Consider the following 18,072-nt stretch of genomic DNA (forward strand, 5'->3'; position numbering starts at 1 on the left):
TGGCTTTATATTAAAATGTGATATTAACTTTAAATCCGATAGGCATAGCCCAAGGAGTCACGTTGTAACGCTCTATCCCCTGCTTAAAACCGACTCCTACTTCAGATTGAAAAGCCATTTCTGGATCAATTCCGACTTTAGCCTTTGTCCATAATAGTAAATTACGCGTATAGACCCCCACACTTCCACCATCGATGCCCATACGGGTAAGCCATTTTCCTTTCAAATCATAACTGAAGGACAATTCTCTTAATTTGATAAATGATGCGTCAAATGTGGCTGCATTCATAAAATCCCAAGGATAATTATCTGAGTAAGCGATATACTTTGTCCCCTCACCTCCGAGATTCTCCTTATATCCTTTGATATTACCCTGAGCATCGTATTCAGCAATAACTCCTGGATTGAATACGCCGAAATTTCCAACATTTCCACCTACACTGACAGGATAGCCCCCATATTCATCACCTGGCCCTCTAACAATAGGATAACGATTGCCTTGTACGCGGACCAGATCATTTTCAATCAAATAATTCCGTAATGACTCTCCTGTCAGTCCATTTGGATTGATCAACTGATCCAAAAACCGTTGTGTAGTGAGGTTCGATTCAAAATATCGGTAAGTTTGAGACATAAATTTACCTCCGAAACGCAGATCAGCGGCAAGGTGCATTGTCCATTTTTTATAACGCAGTGAGGACTGAATACCCATACTAAAATCAGGATTAAAATTGCCGATCTTATTACGGCTATTATTAATACGTACAGCCTGCCAAGAACCATTTTTATCTAAAATAGGATAACCGTTATAGGGAGATGATGGATCTTCAACAGTCACGAGTTTAGAGTCGTACAGATCACCTATCTCTTCCCCTACATAGGTACGTGCTCCACCTCGACCATCTGTCCAGAAAGTATGAAATTCAACACCCTCCGAGAGCTCATTGATACGTGTGCGATTACGTGACCAGTTAGCACCCAAATCCCAAGTCCAGTTTTCCTTTTCAATGGGACGTCCAGACAACCCCAGTTCTATCCCCTTACTACTCAGTAGTCCGGCATTAATATTTCTCGAACTAAATCCGCTCGAGCTCGGTAATGTCGTAGAAATGATCTGATTTTTATTGTCTAGCGTGTAGTAGGTTCCTTCAAATTTTAATCTGTTTTTCCAGATTCCGATATCAGCACCAACCTCGTAAGAAGTGGCCTGTTCTGGCTTAAGATTGGGTAAAAGAAGCTTTCCAGAACGTGTGATACGCAACACATCACCCCAGCTTCCGGGATTACTCAGCACATTAAACAAATTGTAGCTTCCGGTATCATTTCCTACACGAGCGATACCACCCCGCAACTTGAAGAGACTCACAGCCTTTGGCAACGTAAAAACACGGTCGGCCAATACGCTCAGGGATGCCGACGGATAGAAGTAAGAACGGTTGGCGGCGGGTAAAGTACTTGACCAATCATTTCGACCTGTCAAATCCAGGTATACCATATCCCGATAACTAAGATTGATCAACCCATAAATGCTATTGACAGCACGCTCTGAAAGACTACTTGCAAAATCCAAGTTCAGCGGACTGATATTGGAAAGACTGTACAAACCAGGAGTGGTTAGGCCAGCACCATTCTTAGAGGCATTTTGTACCGAATTTGATTTAGAATAACGGAGATTACCACCAAGCGATCCTGTTGCATGAAAGTCGCCTACCTTTTTATTATAAGTAGTCAGAAAATCAATATTCTGTTCCATATTCATCAGATTGACAATACCATAGGCACCTCGTGGTTCATTGGTATAGCTATAGGGTATTTTAGTCTCCCGATTCTCCCAGTACACATCTGTCGCATAGCGCACCATCATATTCCAATCCTTCCGAATGTTCCAATCCAGACGTAAATTTCCGAATACGCGATCGCGCACAAAGCCATTATTGACACCATAGGCTAAAAAATAAGGGTTATTAAAATTTCCAATTGACTGCGAGCGTTGCTGTAACCCTTCCTGTCCAGGCATCCAATAATCTTTCAGATCCAAGATATTGATGTGAGGTGCAACTTCATATGCCGCTTGCAAAGGATTTGTTCCACGATTGGTAGCCGGGCGATTATTTGAATTGTTTCGACTCGCATCCAGAGACATTCCCAATGAAAGATTATCCCGTAGACGCATCGTTGCATTGATATTTAACGTATTTCTAAACAAATCTGCGTTAGGTACAATACCCCTATTGTTCATATTAGAATAAGAAAAACGGTAATCGAGTCGCTCACTGCGATTAGCCAATGAAATGCCATTGGTACTCGTTATTCCAGTCTGTACGAAATTTTTAATATTATTCGGGTAAGACTTTAGTTCTGTCGGGATCTGATTTCCATCGGCATCACGGGGACTATTCCATTGGATCGCCTTATACCCTTTATCCAAAGCAGGTCCCACCGTATAACTGGATTCCTCTTCAATCTTCAGATCGCCTGCAAGATCTCCGGGTTTCCAGGGCATCGTACCACTTGCAAATTTGTTATGCAAGTCAATGTAATGATACGGAATATCGAATACGGTATTGCTGGTTACATTTATCGTCATTTTCTCCGCATTCTTACCGCTCTTGGTGGTGATCAAAACAACGCCATTACCAGCTCGCGATCCATACAGAGCCGCGGCACTGGGTCCCTTTAAAACAGATATGTTTTCAATATCTTCTGGGTTGATATTGGAAATCGCATTGCCGTAATCGACTTTATTATCATCACCGATTTGGCCGATGTTATTGAGTTGATTCATTATCGGTACGCCATCAACGACAAACAGAGGCTGATTGTCACTACTAAGGGATGAAGCACCACGAATCACCATACTCACCGAAGAACCCGTAGGACCTGTGGCACTGATCGCTACCCCCGGAACTTTTCCTGCCATCGCAATCATAAAATTATCATTGTTCACCCGATTGAGATCTTCCCCCTTTACAGTACCTACAGCATACCCAAGTGAACGGTCCTGTCGTTTGATTCCCAGAGCTGTGACGACCACTTCTCCCAGTTCATTTTTATTTTCTTCTAAAATGACAGACTGTACCCCAGCAGAATTGGCATCTATCTTTAGCTCACTTATTTCCTTGGTTCCATAAGAAATATGGCTAACCAAGAGGTTATAAGTACCCGCAGAAACTTTCAATTGAGCATCTCCCTTAGCATTGGTCAGCACACTTTGACCGTTAGATCTAATTTTAATAGATGCTCCAGCAATTGGCTTGCGTGCATTATCGCTGACATGCAGACGCAGATTAAAGGTCTGCTGCACTTCTTCAGTCACCAAAACAACAGCACCGTTTACCTTTTTTGACTGGATATTGGTATTTCTCAAAATATAGCGCAACACTTCTTCAAAACTTGCATTTTGAAAAGTACGTTCTTTTACCAGGACTTTCTCCAATTGTAAAACTTGCTTGTCATAACCGATACCGAGACCAGTTTGCTGCGACAGAAACATGAGCGCCTGCGAAGCATTACCTGCTTTTAGATGGATATTGATTCCTTCTGATTTAACTTGCCTATTATGGGCATGAATTGAAGTTGCTGTAACTTCAGAGATAGATACAAATGAGCTGAAAGCTAATGCAGCAGCCAATGTGCTGAGCTTCGTAATTTTATACATATATTTGCATTAATGTTTATCATTAACATGAATTAAGGGTGCTCACTGGTCGATTTTGCGGTTTGCCAGATGAGCACTTTTCTATTGAGAAACTCCCCCCGTTTCCCAACTTTAACTGTTTTAAGTTTAGTGATGTAGTATTATTTCATTTCCTTCCCTCCTAAAATTAATTTGATGAATATGACAGATCATATGAAGAAGCTGATCGACCGATTTTACCTGCGGTAAAAGCAGCGAATAGCTAAAACGACCTGTATCCAGGCTGTCACTCCTTAAGATCAAGCCATAGCGATTGTAAATAAGTTCCTGCAATTCCTGAAAATTAGCGCCAGACATTAAAATACCTCCACGTGTCCAGATATCGGCATTATCTGCATTGGTATGATAAAGTTTATAGTTTTCCTGACCTTTATCATACTGTAAACTCTTACCAGCTGTAAGTATATGCAATGATGGATTTATTTTGCTACCAACTTGTACGCGCCCAGTTTTAACATCTATCGTAATATTTTTTGATTGTTCCGAATTGTTGACATTAAAGTAAGTACCGAGCACGGCAATAGTCAAGGCTCCCGTTTCGATAGAAAATGGATGTATCGTATCGCGCTGCACATTAAAAAAGGCTTCTCCTTTATCCAAGTAAATTTTTCGGCTTTGCAGATATTCCTGTTCATGATAGCGAACCTGAGTATTTCCATTTAACGTTATAGTGGAATGATCTGGAAGTTGCAACTCCATTTGTTCACCTGGGCGCGTCGAAATCTGTGTGAACGCAATTGCAGCTGTCGTAGCATCTTGACGGGAGGGCTGCGACCTTTGATAGATTAACAAACCTGAAATACCGAAAATCAAAACTGAAGCCGCAATAGAAATCCAACGGAGCCGTACTACGCGCGCCTGTTTTTTAGTTGCTTGAATGGCTGGAGGAAATGCCGCGAATATCGCTTCCTTTACTATGGCTTTATGCTGTTCATCTGTAAACGGATCTGCTGTACCAGAAGACACCTCATCATACCAGCTATCCACGGTATTTTTTTCCTCTTCAGACAGTTTATCTTCAAGATAACGCAGTAATATATTTTTAAACTCTTCTAAATTCACTTGTGTGCTGTTGTTTTACTTACTACAGGTGAAGAGGTTCAAAATACTTTAAGAAACTGTTTTCTTTAGGTTAAGAAATTATGAAATAGATAGGTGCTCGCTAAAACGAGTAAAATATCATCATGGTCGGCGAATCGTTGCGTCAGATCTTGCTTCAATATTTTCTTTGCTTCATACAGATGATTTTTTACCGTCTGCTCTGCAATACTCAGTTTTTGAGCAATCTGTTGAATGGAGTAATTATCATTTCTCAAAAGATATACAGCCTGCATGGTTTTGGGTAACCTGGCTACAGAGCGATCTACTATATTTTCTAGTTCCTGGTATTGCGCATGTGTATTATCGCTCAAGGCTGTAAACTTATCCATCCGGTACAACATCTTTTCCATGATGTTTTCGCGTACTTTCTCTGTTGCATAATGATTTAAGATCCTATTCTTTATTGCCTTAAAAAAATAAGGTTTTAACGATTCGTAATCCTCCTTAAGCAGATGGCGTTTTTCCCAGATCTGAATAAATACTTCCTGAACAATATCTTTTGAAATCGCTTCATCCTGCAAATGTCGGTAAGCTACTGTATATAACTCTTCCCAGTAAGAATCAAAAAAAAAGGTAAAAGCTCGTGGATCTCCATTTTTAAATCGAGACAAATAAAGGATTTCCTTCTTGGTTTGGGTAGACATGACCTGACAAAGATAGGTCGAAGATATTACGCCAATATTAATTTACCATCAACCTTACGATACGCTTATGGGAATAGCCTCAGGATAATGGAAACTCCTCAAGGCCTTTTCCCATAAAAGGACAAGCATGATCACGATGGACGATCAATAATACTTATAAACCTACGCCTTTCCAGAAAGGAAGCAAAGAGATACCAACCTGCACAAAAGGTACTGCTTGATGTTTGTTTTTGATGAAATAATCGTTAGGCTTAGCTCTTCCCTCCCTTATCCTGGAGTTGACCGCATAGTTAACACCGGTACTCAGACTGACAACAGCTTTTTTAGTCAAGCGATATTCGGCCATCAATCCCGATTTTATTTCTAGATTTGAGAACGTATAGTCATTGGTCAATGTCGTTTGTTGGTCAGAAAATTTAAAGAAAGAATTACTGCCCTGCAGTTCATTAAAGAAGGTAAAGGAAGTACGCTCTTTCACTGCTTTTCGCAAAGCCAATCGATATGGAAGATCAATCATCAAATCCATATTTAAATTTTCAAATCTTCTAAAATAATTCAGCATCAAAAAGAAAGGAACAGGACTTGCGGGATCTAAAACCAGAACAGCACCTACCGTCAACCTCGAATTGGCTGTTTGGCGTAAAACAAAATTCGCCATTCCTGTGAATGTAAGTTGTGCCCTAGACATCGAAGGATCAAATATTCCACTTAAATGGGCCATATAATTGACCGGTCTGCCAAAAAGTGAATCTTTATGCATATAGGTCAGCGCAGCAGACATCATCGGGATGTAAGTTCTTTGATCATATACCACATGTGTTGCATCATAATTTCTAACATCATGCAAATCATAAAATTGATGGATAACACCCAAGCTCCCTATCAAATTATCATTGGCACGTTGCATAATCGGGACATTCATATTGATATATGTTCGGGAGGTTCGAAATTTTCCTTCAAAAATCCTAGTTCCATGCATAGCAGAGGTTATTTGGCCAAATGCATTTTCTTCATGGGTGATGGTAAACTGGCGTAATTTTGGATACATTAATGCGGCATGCTCTGCCATCGCAATTCCTTTTAGAGAATCTGATAGAGTTGCTTGGTCCGTACTTCGCATATCCTGAGCGAAAAGATCTGTCAGAAATAGAAACGAAACCAGAAGGGATAAAGAAATTTTGAACATCATTTTTTTTTTGCTTAGAAATCGGTCACTTTAAACTAAGTTTACCGATGCGAAGATATTCCAAGGCTAAAAAAAAAGGGAGGAGTTTGCAGGTGAAGCGTTCAAATTAAGTATTAAGGCAATCAAAAGTGAAGATGAATTTTCTTGCCAAATCAGTTTCTAAATTCCTATCTATAATTATACAGGACTAGCCTGCAGCCATTTTAAAAATTGAGGTGATTTTTCCCTGCTTATGGTGATAATATCATCATGCTTGATCGAGACATGAATCGACATCTTGCGAGACAACAAACTGGAAGCATGCACTATAGCCGATCTGGCGATCAGGTATTGTCTATTTGCACGGAAAAATAGATCTCCAAGTAATTCCTCTAATTCATCGAGACTCATATTCGGATAATATCTTTTATGATCAAAAGTATAAAGCGTCAGCACTTCATTTTTAAGACAAAACAACGCGATATCAGAAATTCGGATTGGTATGACTGTATCTTTATAGTGGATGAGCAAGGATGAGATTTTTGGTCTCACGGTCTCAAATATATCCTTCATTTTTTCATACTGCCGACCGATTTCGGTTTCATTTGCTCGGGTCAGTTCATTGTATTTGGTCAATGCAGCAGCTACAGACTCTTCAGTAAACGGCTTCAGCACATAGCCGATACCATTTACCTGAAAGGCATGCAGCGCATACTCGTCATAGGCCGTGCAAAATATAACAGGGACTTTAATCTGTTTCAAAATTTCAAAACTCAATCCATCCCCCAAGCGGATATCGCTGAATATCAACGCGGGGTTGGGTTGGTGACTAAAATACGTAAGGCCTTCCTTTACAGATCTGATCACCGCCACAATCTCTATATCCGGATCAATTTCTATTAATGTCTGTTCCAGATCCTTAGCTGTAATTCTTTCATCTTCTATAATAACGATCTTCATGGCTGCAACAATTTTAAATGTACATTGAAAAATTTCCCATCTGCAGTTATCTTCATCCCTTGTTCATCACCTAGTAATCGGTACCGTTCTTTAATGTTGAACAGGCCATTTCCTGTTGATGCCTCCCTTTGTCCATGTGCTTGCATATTATTAGAAACAATAACAAAACCATCAGAAGTAAAAATTCTGATCATAATTGGACTATCTTCTGTAAAATCGTTATGCTTTAAAGCATTTTCGATTAAGGGCTGTAATGAAAAATAAGGTAAGTATAAAGATTTGCGGATCTGGTCCGAAATATTGATCTCATAAATTAAAGAAGTTCCAAACCTTATTTTTTGCATATGCAGATAGCTGAGACTAAATGCAATTTCATCTGCCACAAAGGCCAGTTGCGCTTTTGGGTTTGTAATAGAAGAACGTAGAAAAGTTGCTAAATGCACCAGGTATGTTTCTCCTACTTTAGTATCTTCCTTATACAATGATTTAACAGTAGCCAATGCATTGAATAAAAAATGAGGTTGTATCTGCTGTCTTAATAGTAGATTAGTCGCTTCACTAACATTGGCTTGTAATTGCAATTTCTCGATCGCATCCAATGAACTTCGGTACTGAAAGATAAACAGGTTTTGAATCAAAAGAACAATCGTGTTAAAAAGAAAAATAGCGAGATAAGCCATTACGTAAGCCCGCAATTCTCCACCGGCACCCTCCCAGCCATTCCCAGTTAACAAAAAATAGAGACCTATGACTAAGTTCCACGATATGATAGTCCAAAGATAGCTCGACATATAAAATAAGGCCCGTCCAAATTTGATCTGTTTTTTATTTCTAAAAAGTAAAGTTCTAATCAACAAAAGATTACCAAAGCTAACGGAGAAATTAAAAACAATCCCTTGAATAAATCGGTATAAAATGTCGGTGGTATCATGTTTAACGGCCACCAAAAAAATCATGATCAGTGTAGCAATTAAGATACTGATGATTATATTTAGACGAATAAGACCTTTTAGGGGTAACCGATATAATGACATTTTAACTTTTTTTTAGCTTTTAGATTTATTAAAATTTGATTGCTTTCTTCTCACTTTTGCTTAGTTCAAAAATACAATTATATCTGTGCGATAAATCAATTATTTATGCGAGGCGCTCATATTCGGCCGTGAACCGTCAACGTTTCAACCCTCAATTTGTCCGTTTCTGCATTTTTTCACATCAAAAAAAGAACGTAATATTTTATATTTGGTTATCAAAATATGCAATAATTATGGTACAGATATTTAAAACAAATGTAACAAACAAAAAAGAAGCAAAACTTCTAGCTGTCATTCTTTCCAACGAAAATCCGGAGTATAAAATCAATTTCGATCTTGATGACTGCGACAATATCTTGCGGATTGAGAATTTTGAAATAGCAAATCACAAGGTTATTTTTTGTCTTGAAAGAATGGGCTATACTTGCGAAGTATTATTTTAAAGGTTAAAAAAATAAGATGGTTAAAAAATCAAAAACAACCTATGCTATAGATCCTATTGAAACAAATCAATATCCAACACCTAATTAAAAATACTCATGCTATCCTTATAGATAGGGCTCTCTACACTTAAAAAATTCAGAATACTATGAAAAACATGATTCTGAGAAAGCATTTTATTCGATTTAACCTGTCTAGAACCATCAGATACCCAAACAATAAAAGGTATCTCATACTGTTGTTTAGGAGCAATACTCATCGGTACACCATGCATGTATAGATTTTTTTCTCCTAAAGACTCTCCATGATCTGAAACAAATATCATGGCACTATGATAGTTCGCTAACTGTTTTAAATCTTCAATGACCTTAGCTAGCATATAATCTGTATAGACTATGGTGTTATCATATGCATTGATCAGTTCCGCTTGTGAACATTTCCCTAAATCTACACTGTTACATACCGGTTTAAAAGTTTCAAAATGAGCTGGATATTTGGTGCTATAAGTAGGTCCATGACTAGTACTGGTATGCAGTATGATCAATACTTTATCTCTTTTACTGGATAAAATCTGTTCTTTAAGCCCTGTAAGGAGCAACTCATCGTAATTGCATCCTTCTCCTTTACAATTTGCTAATAAAACCTCTCTATTTTGATACTCTTTAATATGCACGGGTGGTTCACCCCAATTAGAAGTCCTCCAAATGACATCAACCTGATTTCGATATAAATAATTAGGCAAGATCTCATATAACTTATCTGTATTGGTATGCTCTAAAATAGATTTTACACCTGCAGTGGTATACGTTGCTGTTGAGTTCGCATCAAAATGAAATAAATTGGACACTTTTGAAAGCGAAGGATTGGTATTTTTTTTATAGCCATATAGTGAAAAATTTTCTCTCCTTGCTGATTCACCGATGACTAAAACAACTATAGATTTATGATGATCTTTTAATCTAGCATCTGGCAATAAAATCTCCTTTTCATTACTCTTATGTCTATCACTGTAAAAAAGAGCTGTATTAACCGAATAAGACCAGGGCATTGCTAATGCTCCCAACACTTTTGAGTTTTTATCAATCCACAGCCAGTTGCTAGCATTTGCAAGAACCAGCGTAAAAATAAACAGGAGAGTTAACAAGGAAGTAACTGCAAATTTCTTCCATGTTACAGTGATAATGTTAGTTAGAAAAATGAAAAAACTCGGAATAACCCCCAGTACTATTATATAAAAAATCAGTTTCATTGAAAAGAAACTACTTGATTCAGCATAGTTCGTATTGAGTATATTACCAATCATCGTTTTATCGATGATAATACCATAAGTATTCACAAAGTAAACTGAAATAGCATTTATATTAAAGAATAAGATCAGTAAAAACTTTCCAACATAACGCGATATAGAACAGATCAGGTAAAAAACAAAGGCGTTAAGCACCAACATAAGAATAATTAAACTCGTGATGAGTATCACACTGTTTACACTATCATAATCTATATGATTGAAAACGAAGGTAAAAAATGCATAATGAAAGAATATAAAATTCAGTATACTCATAAGTATAGCAAAATGAGCTATTTTTAAATTATTTTTTATTGTAAACATAAATGATTTTGTATAGGGAGATAATTAAACTAGCAAGTGCAACATAAAGAATAAACAGATTTTCATCCATTATTTTACTGATAATTGACATGCTACAAATCAAAAAAAATAGCATAAAAATTGGATAATATTTTTTCTGATTAACCCATGTCCATATCGGATATTTTTTATTGATAAAAATACCTAATAGTCCCGAAACATACCCAATAATACCTCCAATGATTGTATCAAGCGGATAATGCGCTCCTACGCCGACCCTTGTTAATACGAGAATCAATCCCATCCCCATAATAAATAAATACCACAGTATTTTATAATTTAAATTCTTGGGCATAAAAGCAAATAATAATACCGTCAGTATAGTAAAAATCGTTACCGAATGGCCAGAAGGTAAACTATTATGCCCATTGAGTGTTTTGCCGATAATAACGAAAGAATGTGGATCAAATACTGCAGCGGGTCGTGGTACAGCAAATATTTTTTTTAATGAACTAGTAAATATGCAGGAAACTAGTGAAGAAGAAATTAAAGCCTCCCATAACTTAGGAACATAAAGCACAAAAATACTTAATAAGGACAAAACAACGATTTCATCTCCAAGTTGAGTAAGGTTAACTATAACAGTGGAAAACTGCGACAACGTTGCATTCAAAAAATAGAAAAAATCGCTCTGAATAAGAATGTATTGATCAACTTGCAAGGCATTCTTTAAATACAGAAATAAAATTATTGCTGTTAAAAAAAACAAAGGTGTAATAAGTAAAGCGTATTTGAGCTTGATACAGTTAGTAATAACATATTGGTTCATCTTGCATTTATTTGTAGCAAAGCAATGGCGAGATTTAGAAGAAATTTAGAATTTGTCTCCTATTCCGAAAAAATAATTTAAATTTTTATCAACCTGTCAAGTTTATAGAAAAAAGATCACTGTCCTAATCAACATTTAAAATAACGTTGCGAAATATCGTGAGCATCTCAAATGACAATCTCAGCTCATTCACACCGTTAAATATTTTTCCAATTATAACTGGTCGAATTATATTTCAAAATGAAAAGCACTTATAATAAACAGGGTATCCTCATCATTATAAATTATAGTATTAGATGGCTCAGTTTTTGATTTATCAGGTCGATTCTGTTTTAAAACAGATAATTCATTAAAAAACTAAAAAAATAATTACGTGAAGAGTACTTTTAAATCATTATTTGCTAAGGTATGCACCCTCCTTTTAACATTTTCTATCCTATTACAATCCTGTGCGGAGACACCAGATAAATTCTTTGGTGTTGCTATCTTAAATAGTAACATGATCTCCGATTTTGGAACACCGAGACTAACAAAAGAACTTAATGATAATACAATTGAATATGCAGATATCCCTTCCAGCAAAAAGAACGGAAATGAAGCGACAGATATTATAAAAAATAAGATTCTTTATTTGGAAAAAGTCCTTAAGGATTTAAATGCACTATCTGCCAATAGTGATGATAGAGAAGAAATTAAAAAACAAGCCATTGCCCTATATGAATTTGTATTGCCGGTATATAAAAATGAATATACTGCTTATGCGCAGCTTTGTGATACCAAAGCACCTCAAGAGCAAAAAGATCAAATAGCAAATTCAATAGAACAAAAATACAATGCTGAGTTTGAAAAAAGATTAAACTCTTTAGTAGCGCTCGGAAAAGAATTTGCAACCGAAAATAACCTGAATGTGAAGTGGGATTAAATGATGTTTATTCATCTGAATTAACCGGGATCATGACATGCAATGTACAATCCTCTCGTATTTAGGTATGGGGTATATTTTAAAAGCGATTAATTTAATTCAGTTTTCAAATATACCCCATAAAGAAGATGTTTTAATGTATTATAAAAAATTAGAATTTTGGTTTTTTGATGTTAATCCATGTTTTATTCGGTTCCTTAATGAGGTCTCCTGGCAATATTCTATTCAGTATAAAATCTTCCTCCTTAACAACATATGAAGTGGGGCTTTCAGACTCTGGAACATAAACCATTTTAAAGATTGCATCAGGATCTGAACAACTAATATCAGATTCTACGACTTGGATATCATTGCTAGCCAACCAGGCAGCAAGCTCCTCATTGTCAAATTGTCTGATGTAATTAACTTCTGTATCAAAATTTTTTAATTCGATCGCGGCCAGTTCCGGAAAAAAAGTGGTCAGATAACTCTCATACGCTTTTCTATCATTCTTTCTCAAAGCATAATTTTTGACAATGAGACGATGAGGATTATATTCAAAGTTGAAATCATTCGGATTTTCAACAAACCCATAATGCTTATCATAAGCGATAATACGGGTGTCCATATTTAATTTATCTTCTTCCATAATTATACTTTAAAGTATTAACAATTAAAATCACCATATTGTTCAAGAGAAAACTTTGAAGTTAACGCTTTACTTTAAATACAACTATTGACAAGCTACTGCTTTTAATTCTCCTACAATTACAAACTTAATTTCATGGTCTTGTGATTTTTAAAGAAATCAATTCCTATATTTATATAGCTTATAATACCTAAAATATATCAAATAACATGTTTAGCTATAAGAACCTGCTTTATATTATTTCACTTTTTGTATTCTTTGGTTGTCATGGACATCATGCAATTAACTCTAAAGATCCAGCAGAAATCATAGAGAAAAAAGAACAGTTATCATTAAACAAAGATTATTCAACACTTGGAGAGCTGATTTACACGATTGATTTTCAAGTAAAAACAGATAATGTAAATGATTATGAAGATGGTTTCATTCCTTGGATACAATTAGAAAAACCCGAAGCTGACATGGCTAATCTTCATAATAAGGATGAAATTGTACTGAACAACACTTCAGTAGAAATACTTATAGACTATCCCTTAAACAAGGAATATAAGTTCACGATAACATCAGAAAAGGATTTTACGAGAGAACAATTATTACTTGCAATCAGTAAACAATATTACATCCTCTATGAGGAAGAAGAAAATAGTGCTACGGTGAAAACGGTTCCATTAGAGAAAAGAACGACCATGTACAATCGAAATGAAACAGATGGTAAATACGGAATATGGGGGCATGATATAGCAGATTTAGTTCTTTCCAGCATTTTAGTCTATAAATCAAATAATGGAAAAACAATACTTGCACTTCAGATTGAGTCCTAAATCAGTACTTCGAACTATTGACTTATGGTATAAAAATCATCCATAAAAATATCATATTTGACAGCAATGCATAAATTGAAGCGATCAATTTCCAAACGTAAATGTTTAAGAAGGTCCTATGATCAATTAAAACAAACATATATATGGACAAAAAAATAATATTCCTTGTAGCGAGTTACATTTTAGGGTCTTCAGATTTGTTTGCACAGGTGACTTCATTTGACATTGACAGCACCAAATTCAAAAAAGAGGTAGCATTGGAATTGGATTCGATCTTCTTTAAAGATCAAGAATATCGAAAACAGTATATACAACTTGCTAGAAATGGTGCCGATAAAAATGAATTAGCCATTGCATCCAATAATATTCGAATTGCCGATTCGCTCAATCTGATAACAGTTACAAAAATACTTGATCATGATGGCTGGATGGGACCACAGGACATTGGTATGTTTGCCAGTCAAGGTCTGTTTTTAGTTATTCAGCATGCAAATTTGGCTACTCAGGAAAAGTATCTACCAATAGTCGAGGAGGCTGAAAAGAACGGTAAAACTTTTTCGAGTAATTTGGCCATCTTAAAAGATAGAATTGCCGTCCGAAAAGGCCAAGAACAGCCGTACGGAAGTCAGGGATTCACCGACAAAAAGACTAAGAAAAATTTTATTTATCCAATTATGGACATTAATAATCTTGACAAAAGAAGAGCTGCTATGGGACTTCCACCCATGGTAGAATATGTACCTGGATGGAATATAGAAAAGTACAATACGGATTTACCTAAGATAAAAGAAGCTATAAAAATAATGAAACAGTAACCACAAAATCCTCACGTTCATGAAGAACTGCATTTTTCCTAATAAGATTAAGTTCAGTTGAGCACACAAAAGCCACTTCTTTATAAAGAAGTGGCTTTTATGAATTAAGTCTTTAGAATTATTAATAGACAAAAAAAAACTTAAATATTTAGCGAATACGTGACCTTAATGAGTCCTCCCGTTTAGCATCCCAGTAGCCACAGTCAAGCTCTATAAATACCGAGGTGTAAGGTTGTAATGATTCCGTCTTAAGAACAACCACTTTAAACAGTTTTGATGCCTCATCTACTTTTTTGAATATTGCTTCGTGTGGAATATCTTGAACGGTATATTTACTCCAGAGAGTTTTAACCTCATTTTTATACTTATCTATCCCTTTTACTAAACCCTCATCCAGATAATTGAGTTCTGCATCCTGATAGATAATCGGTTTGATATGAGCCTGCACCTGAAATATACTGTCCATTTCGCGCAACACATCCATCATTTCTGCTCCCGTATTGATCATCAGAATATCCGAATTATTAGGTGCTGGGTAGGCCTTATCAACAATCAAAATCCAGTTCCGATGTCCCAACAAAGGCAGCTGCTCTTCCAACCTTTGTTGCCAATCCTTATTGTTTACACTTCCCTTTTGCTGAACACTGGCGGGTTGACAAGCGACTAAAGAAAGTATCAGCAGCAATACCATTATATTTCTCAATCTTCTTATCATGACCAGGTAATCTGAAGTAAATCCCCTTTGTTCAGTTGCAGCTCCTTCTGAAATGTTACCGTTAATTTATCCGAACCATCCTCTACTCTCGACAATTTTAAGGGTTTATTATTTAGAACTGCTTTTAGTCGATCCTTTTGCACAGGCTCATCTCTGACCTTACCTATCGAAAACTTCTGCAACTGTAAATTTCCATAAGCCACAGACAGCTGACTTGTCTGTTCAGTATCTTGTTGAATCTGTTCATAACTTCCCCATGCCTCTGCTGTTGTGAAAGGGCTTTTGAACTTTTCTGGCAATACCTTCGGTGCAAAAGCCAAGTATTTATTAGGACCATGATACGCATATCCACAAGCATTCACAAATGTACCATAGCTTGCCATGGCACGGGCATAATGATCACTACATTCTATTTCATTAAATGGATTCCGCTTTGCAGCATGGTAACGGTCATGAATGACCCGGGTCAAAACTAAGCTCTCCTCCACCATACCTTCTGCCATCATATGCGCGGCTACCTGATGTTCAAATCCGCTCATACATTCATGAAAATAACCCAATTGCCAGGTTTCATTTTCGCCATAAGCCTTCGCTTCATTTTTAGGATTGGTATTCATCACCATACCACCCTCTCCGGCAAGAGCATAGGGACGACCATTCAAATGCGTTTTGATATAAGGACCTACATCCATTGTAAAATTGTACTTCCATAAAGCACGTAAAGCCGCTAATGTCTGTTTTTGATCATTGATACGGGGCATCCCCAATTGAAAAGTCCATGCCTGTCCATACACCTGATCAATATGGCAAGTGTTGTAAGAACCCAGATTTTTACGGCCAGATTCTGTATTGGGACGATGAATATAATAATCACCATTAAAGAGTTCTTTATCCATATTCACGGAGCCTTTCTTGACATAATCGTAGCACAATTTTGCAAAATTCCTATCTCCCATTTCCGTAGCCATTGCCCCTCCAGCTTGTACAGCAGCCAGACAAAGACCTACAATCCATGATATCTCACCTTCCCAGACCGCATCGAGCGTATTTTCCATAGGTGTATCGGTCATACCGTCGCCGTTCTTGTCTTGATCAATAATAAACTGGATCGCTTTTTTTAAATTAGCCCAATTTCTCTTCAAAAAAACATTGTCTCTAGACATCTGATGATCCCGGTAAAAACGAAGTACAACACCTGCCTGCCCATCTATAGCAGGACGGCTTTCATATTCGGCTCTAAAAATAATCGCCCCAGTCTCTGGTTTAAAGGCAATGTCTAGATCCGTGACCTCACGCAGATTACGCTCCAGCTCAGGAAATATACGTCCCATGGCCTGTCCGTACTGCCAGACGTGTGTACAGGTTCCTGCACAAGCACCGATACCTTCCCAGCCCCAAAAACGGCCCGTTGCGAACCGATACGTATTGGCTGTAGCCAAAGTTCCGATATTAACAAAAGTGCGGTCCAGGAACCAGTACGGAAGCGTCGAGTCATTCCACGTATCAGCCCATAATAATGTGTTTTCGTCCAGTTTATTTCTCTCCTGATTATAATACTCCAGTACATGATAAGCATTACTAAACTTTGTTCCGTACCAATAACCGTTTTGAGCATCTTTAATTCTTTCCTTCAGCTTAGGATGAACATTGTTAAAATGCCAACTTATCGCATAAGAGATTTTAACCTTTGTAGCAGCAGGTATCTTTCTTTTAACAGTAAGACTCCCCACCTGCAACTCATTAAAACCGATATTGCTAGACCCTGCTTCACTGATTAGATCAGCAGGGTTTATAGGCCATTCTTTAATTTGTGCTACAGCAATCGCATCACTGTGCTGGCAGGATATTGCCATAGAGCCATAATCACTGGCTATAAGGTCTTTTTCCGAAACCTGTTGACATTCGAAAAATAACGCTTTCCCATCAATAAGATCTTTAGAAACCGACACTTTACGGACCGATGAAAAGTCTTTTCTATTCTTATGAACCCCATTTTCTAGCCAGCCACTAATCAGTACATCCAATGGTTGATCAGTTTTATTAACGACTTCAACATGCAGCGTAGTCATAGGCAGTGAAGAATTTTCGATATCCAACGGAATAAAAGGAGAATAAGCCGTAAGCTTTACATCAACCGGAAAATCAGCACTACTGTAAGTTACTGTACACGTCGGGTACGAGGGTTCAAATACAATTTCGTCCCAATGGTTTTCGCGGAGCTCTTTTATCAACTGCTTACCCTTATAATAAACAGAGATTGCAAATCCCTGTTCCAGTACGCGTAGATTATCTGCAATAGCCGGCTCAATATAAGCAGAACCATCTCTTGGACGAATCCGAACCTGTTCTTTACCATTGTTCCATAGCACTATTTTCGGTTCTACACCTTCCTTCATACCATCGTAAGATTCGTTGTAAATCTGCCACAGCCACAACCGGCCGTCTCCCCCGATATAGACAGTACCAGTATGAAGTCCTCCAATAGGCATACCGATATATTTGAGCTCATTTTTACTTTTAAAGTACTTGATTTTTTCTCCACGCTCATATAGTGAAGCAAGCCATTGGGGATCTATAGCCTTATCGGTTTCAATATTATGAATGGGTTGTTCCCATGCAAAAATGCTGCGGGACCATGCCGGAAATTGTGTCACCAAAACACCCAAGCTGATTAAACTTGAATTCCTAAAAAAATTTCTTCTGTTCATTATT

At 37.1% G+C, this 18,072-nt stretch carries 15 protein-coding genes; 4 read left to right on the plus strand and 11 right to left on the minus strand.

All coding sequences use genetic code 11. From position 1 onward, the window contains the following. Window positions 1-10: 10 nt before the first annotated feature. The 6 genes from ACFS6I_RS11295 to ACFS6I_RS11320 form a co-directional block, all read right to left on the minus strand. Complete coding sequence (locus tag ACFS6I_RS11295; protein ID WP_380920554.1) at window positions 11-3,658, minus strand: SusC/RagA family TonB-linked outer membrane protein; 3,648 nt, start codon at window positions 3,656-3,658, stop codon at window positions 11-13. A 126-nt stretch (window positions 3,659-3,784) separates the two neighbouring features. After that, complete coding sequence (locus ACFS6I_RS11300) at window positions 3,785-4,759, minus strand: FecR family protein (RefSeq protein WP_380920556.1); 975 nt, start codon at window positions 4,757-4,759, stop codon at window positions 3,785-3,787. 65 nt (window positions 4,760-4,824) lie between these two features. Beyond that, the gene (locus tag ACFS6I_RS11305; protein WP_380920558.1) at window positions 4,825-5,442 is read right to left on the minus strand and encodes an RNA polymerase sigma factor; all 618 of its coding nucleotides are present in this window, start codon (window positions 5,440-5,442) and stop codon (window positions 4,825-4,827) included. 154 nt (window positions 5,443-5,596) lie between these two features. Beyond that, complete coding sequence (locus ACFS6I_RS11310) at window positions 5,597-6,631, minus strand: DUF6268 family outer membrane beta-barrel protein (protein WP_380920560.1); 1,035 nt, start codon at window positions 6,629-6,631, stop codon at window positions 5,597-5,599. A gap of 174 nt (window positions 6,632-6,805) precedes the next feature. Next, window positions 6,806-7,567 carry a LytR/AlgR family response regulator transcription factor gene (locus tag ACFS6I_RS11315; protein WP_380920562.1) on the minus strand — a complete coding sequence of 254 codons (762 nt, stop codon included), beginning with the start codon at window positions 7,565-7,567 and terminating at the stop codon, window positions 6,806-6,808. After that, the gene (locus ACFS6I_RS11320; RefSeq protein WP_380920564.1) at window positions 7,564-8,601 is read right to left on the minus strand and encodes a sensor histidine kinase; all 1,038 of its coding nucleotides are present in this window, start codon (window positions 8,599-8,601) and stop codon (window positions 7,564-7,566) included. Before ACFS6I_RS11320 ends, ACFS6I_RS11315 begins: the two co-directional genes overlap by 4 nt. A gap of 233 nt (window positions 8,602-8,834) precedes the next feature. On the opposite strand from ACFS6I_RS11320, the gene ACFS6I_RS11325 reads away from it, so the two are divergent. After that, on the plus strand, window positions 8,835-9,044 hold the full coding sequence (locus ACFS6I_RS11325) for a methyltransferase type 11 (RefSeq protein ID WP_380920566.1): 210 nt from the start codon (window positions 8,835-8,837) through the stop codon (window positions 9,042-9,044). Window positions 9,045-9,124: 80 nt separating this feature from the next. Here ACFS6I_RS11325 and eptA read toward each other — a convergent pair whose 3' ends face one another. Both eptA and ACFS6I_RS11335 read right to left on the minus strand, forming a co-directional pair. Further along, window positions 9,125-10,651: a phosphoethanolamine--lipid A transferase EptA gene (gene eptA / locus ACFS6I_RS11330; RefSeq protein ID WP_380920568.1), complete on the minus strand. Its 1,527-nt coding sequence runs from the start codon at window positions 10,649-10,651 to the stop codon at window positions 9,125-9,127. Beyond that, window positions 10,632-11,459, minus strand: a complete 828-nt coding sequence (locus ACFS6I_RS11335; protein ID WP_380920570.1) for a phosphatase PAP2 family protein — start codon at window positions 11,457-11,459, stop codon at window positions 10,632-10,634. The genes eptA and ACFS6I_RS11335 overlap by 20 nt, the downstream gene beginning before the upstream one ends. A 373-nt stretch (window positions 11,460-11,832) precedes the next feature. Between ACFS6I_RS11335 and ACFS6I_RS11340 the strand changes: the two genes are divergently transcribed. Beyond that, a complete protein-coding gene (locus ACFS6I_RS11340; RefSeq protein WP_380920572.1) occupies window positions 11,833-12,381 on the plus strand; it encodes a hypothetical protein in 549 nt (182 codons plus the stop codon). A 151-nt stretch (window positions 12,382-12,532) separates the two neighbouring features. Here ACFS6I_RS11340 and ACFS6I_RS11345 read toward each other — a convergent pair whose 3' ends face one another. Next, on the minus strand, window positions 12,533-13,009 hold the full coding sequence (locus ACFS6I_RS11345; protein ID WP_021191123.1) for a hypothetical protein: 477 nt from the start codon (window positions 13,007-13,009) through the stop codon (window positions 12,533-12,535). A 209-nt stretch (window positions 13,010-13,218) separates the two neighbouring features. On the opposite strand from ACFS6I_RS11345, the gene ACFS6I_RS11350 reads away from it, so the two are divergent. Beyond that, entirely contained in the window at window positions 13,219-13,830 is a 612-nt protein-coding gene (locus ACFS6I_RS11350) for a hypothetical protein (protein ID WP_380920575.1), read from the plus strand. Window positions 13,831-13,973: 143 nt separating this feature from the next. Continuing rightward, window positions 13,974-14,645, plus strand: a complete 672-nt coding sequence (locus ACFS6I_RS11355) for a DUF6624 domain-containing protein (RefSeq protein WP_380920577.1) — start codon at window positions 13,974-13,976, stop codon at window positions 14,643-14,645. 148 nt (window positions 14,646-14,793) lie between these two features. On the opposite strand, the gene ACFS6I_RS11360 is transcribed toward ACFS6I_RS11355, so the two are convergent. Further along, on the minus strand, window positions 14,794-15,360 hold the full coding sequence (locus ACFS6I_RS11360) for an RbsD/FucU domain-containing protein (protein WP_380920579.1): 567 nt from the start codon (window positions 15,358-15,360) through the stop codon (window positions 14,794-14,796). Next, window positions 15,357-18,068: a GH116 family glycosyl hydrolase gene (locus tag ACFS6I_RS11365; protein WP_380920581.1), complete on the minus strand. Its 2,712-nt coding sequence runs from the start codon at window positions 18,066-18,068 to the stop codon at window positions 15,357-15,359. Before ACFS6I_RS11365 ends, ACFS6I_RS11360 begins: the two co-directional genes overlap by 4 nt. Window positions 18,069-18,072 lie beyond the last annotated feature (4 nt).

Origin of the sequence: Sphingobacterium anhuiense (genome assembly GCF_042686355.1) — a bacterium.
Lineage (GTDB): Bacteria > Bacteroidota > Bacteroidia > Sphingobacteriales > Sphingobacteriaceae > Sphingobacterium > Sphingobacterium anhuiense.

What these genes read in the sequence shown, in the direction of transcription:
- ACFS6I_RS11350 (WP_380920575.1), top strand. Translation starts at nt 13,219, where the DNA reads ATGTTTAGCTATAAGAACCTGCTTTATATTATTTCACTTTTTGTATTC.
- ACFS6I_RS11355 (WP_380920577.1), top strand. Translation starts at nt 13,974, where the DNA reads ATGGACAAAAAAATAATATTCCTTGTAGCGAGTTACATTTTAGGGTCT.
- ACFS6I_RS11345 (WP_021191123.1), bottom strand. Translation starts at nt 13,009, where the DNA reads ATGGAAGAAGATAAATTAAATATGGACACCCGTATTATCGCTTATGAT.
- ACFS6I_RS11360 (WP_380920579.1), bottom strand. Translation starts at nt 15,360, where the DNA reads ATGATAAGAAGATTGAGAAATATAATGGTATTGCTGCTGATACTTTCT.
- ACFS6I_RS11365 (WP_380920581.1), bottom strand. Translation starts at nt 18,068, where the DNA reads ATGAACAGAAGAAATTTTTTTAGGAATTCAAGTTTAATCAGCTTGGGT.
- ACFS6I_RS11325 (WP_380920566.1), top strand. Translation starts at nt 8,835, where the DNA reads ATGGTACAGATATTTAAAACAAATGTAACAAACAAAAAAGAAGCAAAA.
- ACFS6I_RS11320 (WP_380920564.1), bottom strand. Translation starts at nt 8,601, where the DNA reads ATGTCATTATATCGGTTACCCCTAAAAGGTCTTATTCGTCTAAATATA.
- ACFS6I_RS11335 (WP_380920570.1), bottom strand. Translation starts at nt 11,459, where the DNA reads ATGAACCAATATGTTATTACTAACTGTATCAAGCTCAAATACGCTTTA.
- eptA (WP_380920568.1), bottom strand. Translation starts at nt 10,651, where the DNA reads ATGTTTACAATAAAAAATAATTTAAAAATAGCTCATTTTGCTATACTT.
- ACFS6I_RS11310 (WP_380920560.1), bottom strand. Translation starts at nt 6,631, where the DNA reads ATGATGTTCAAAATTTCTTTATCCCTTCTGGTTTCGTTTCTATTTCTG.
- ACFS6I_RS11295 (WP_380920554.1), bottom strand. Translation starts at nt 3,658, where the DNA reads ATGTATAAAATTACGAAGCTCAGCACATTGGCTGCTGCATTAGCTTTC.
- ACFS6I_RS11315 (WP_380920562.1), bottom strand. Translation starts at nt 7,567, where the DNA reads ATGAAGATCGTTATTATAGAAGATGAAAGAATTACAGCTAAGGATCTG.
- ACFS6I_RS11305 (WP_380920558.1), bottom strand. Translation starts at nt 5,442, where the DNA reads ATGTCTACCCAAACCAAGAAGGAAATCCTTTATTTGTCTCGATTTAAA.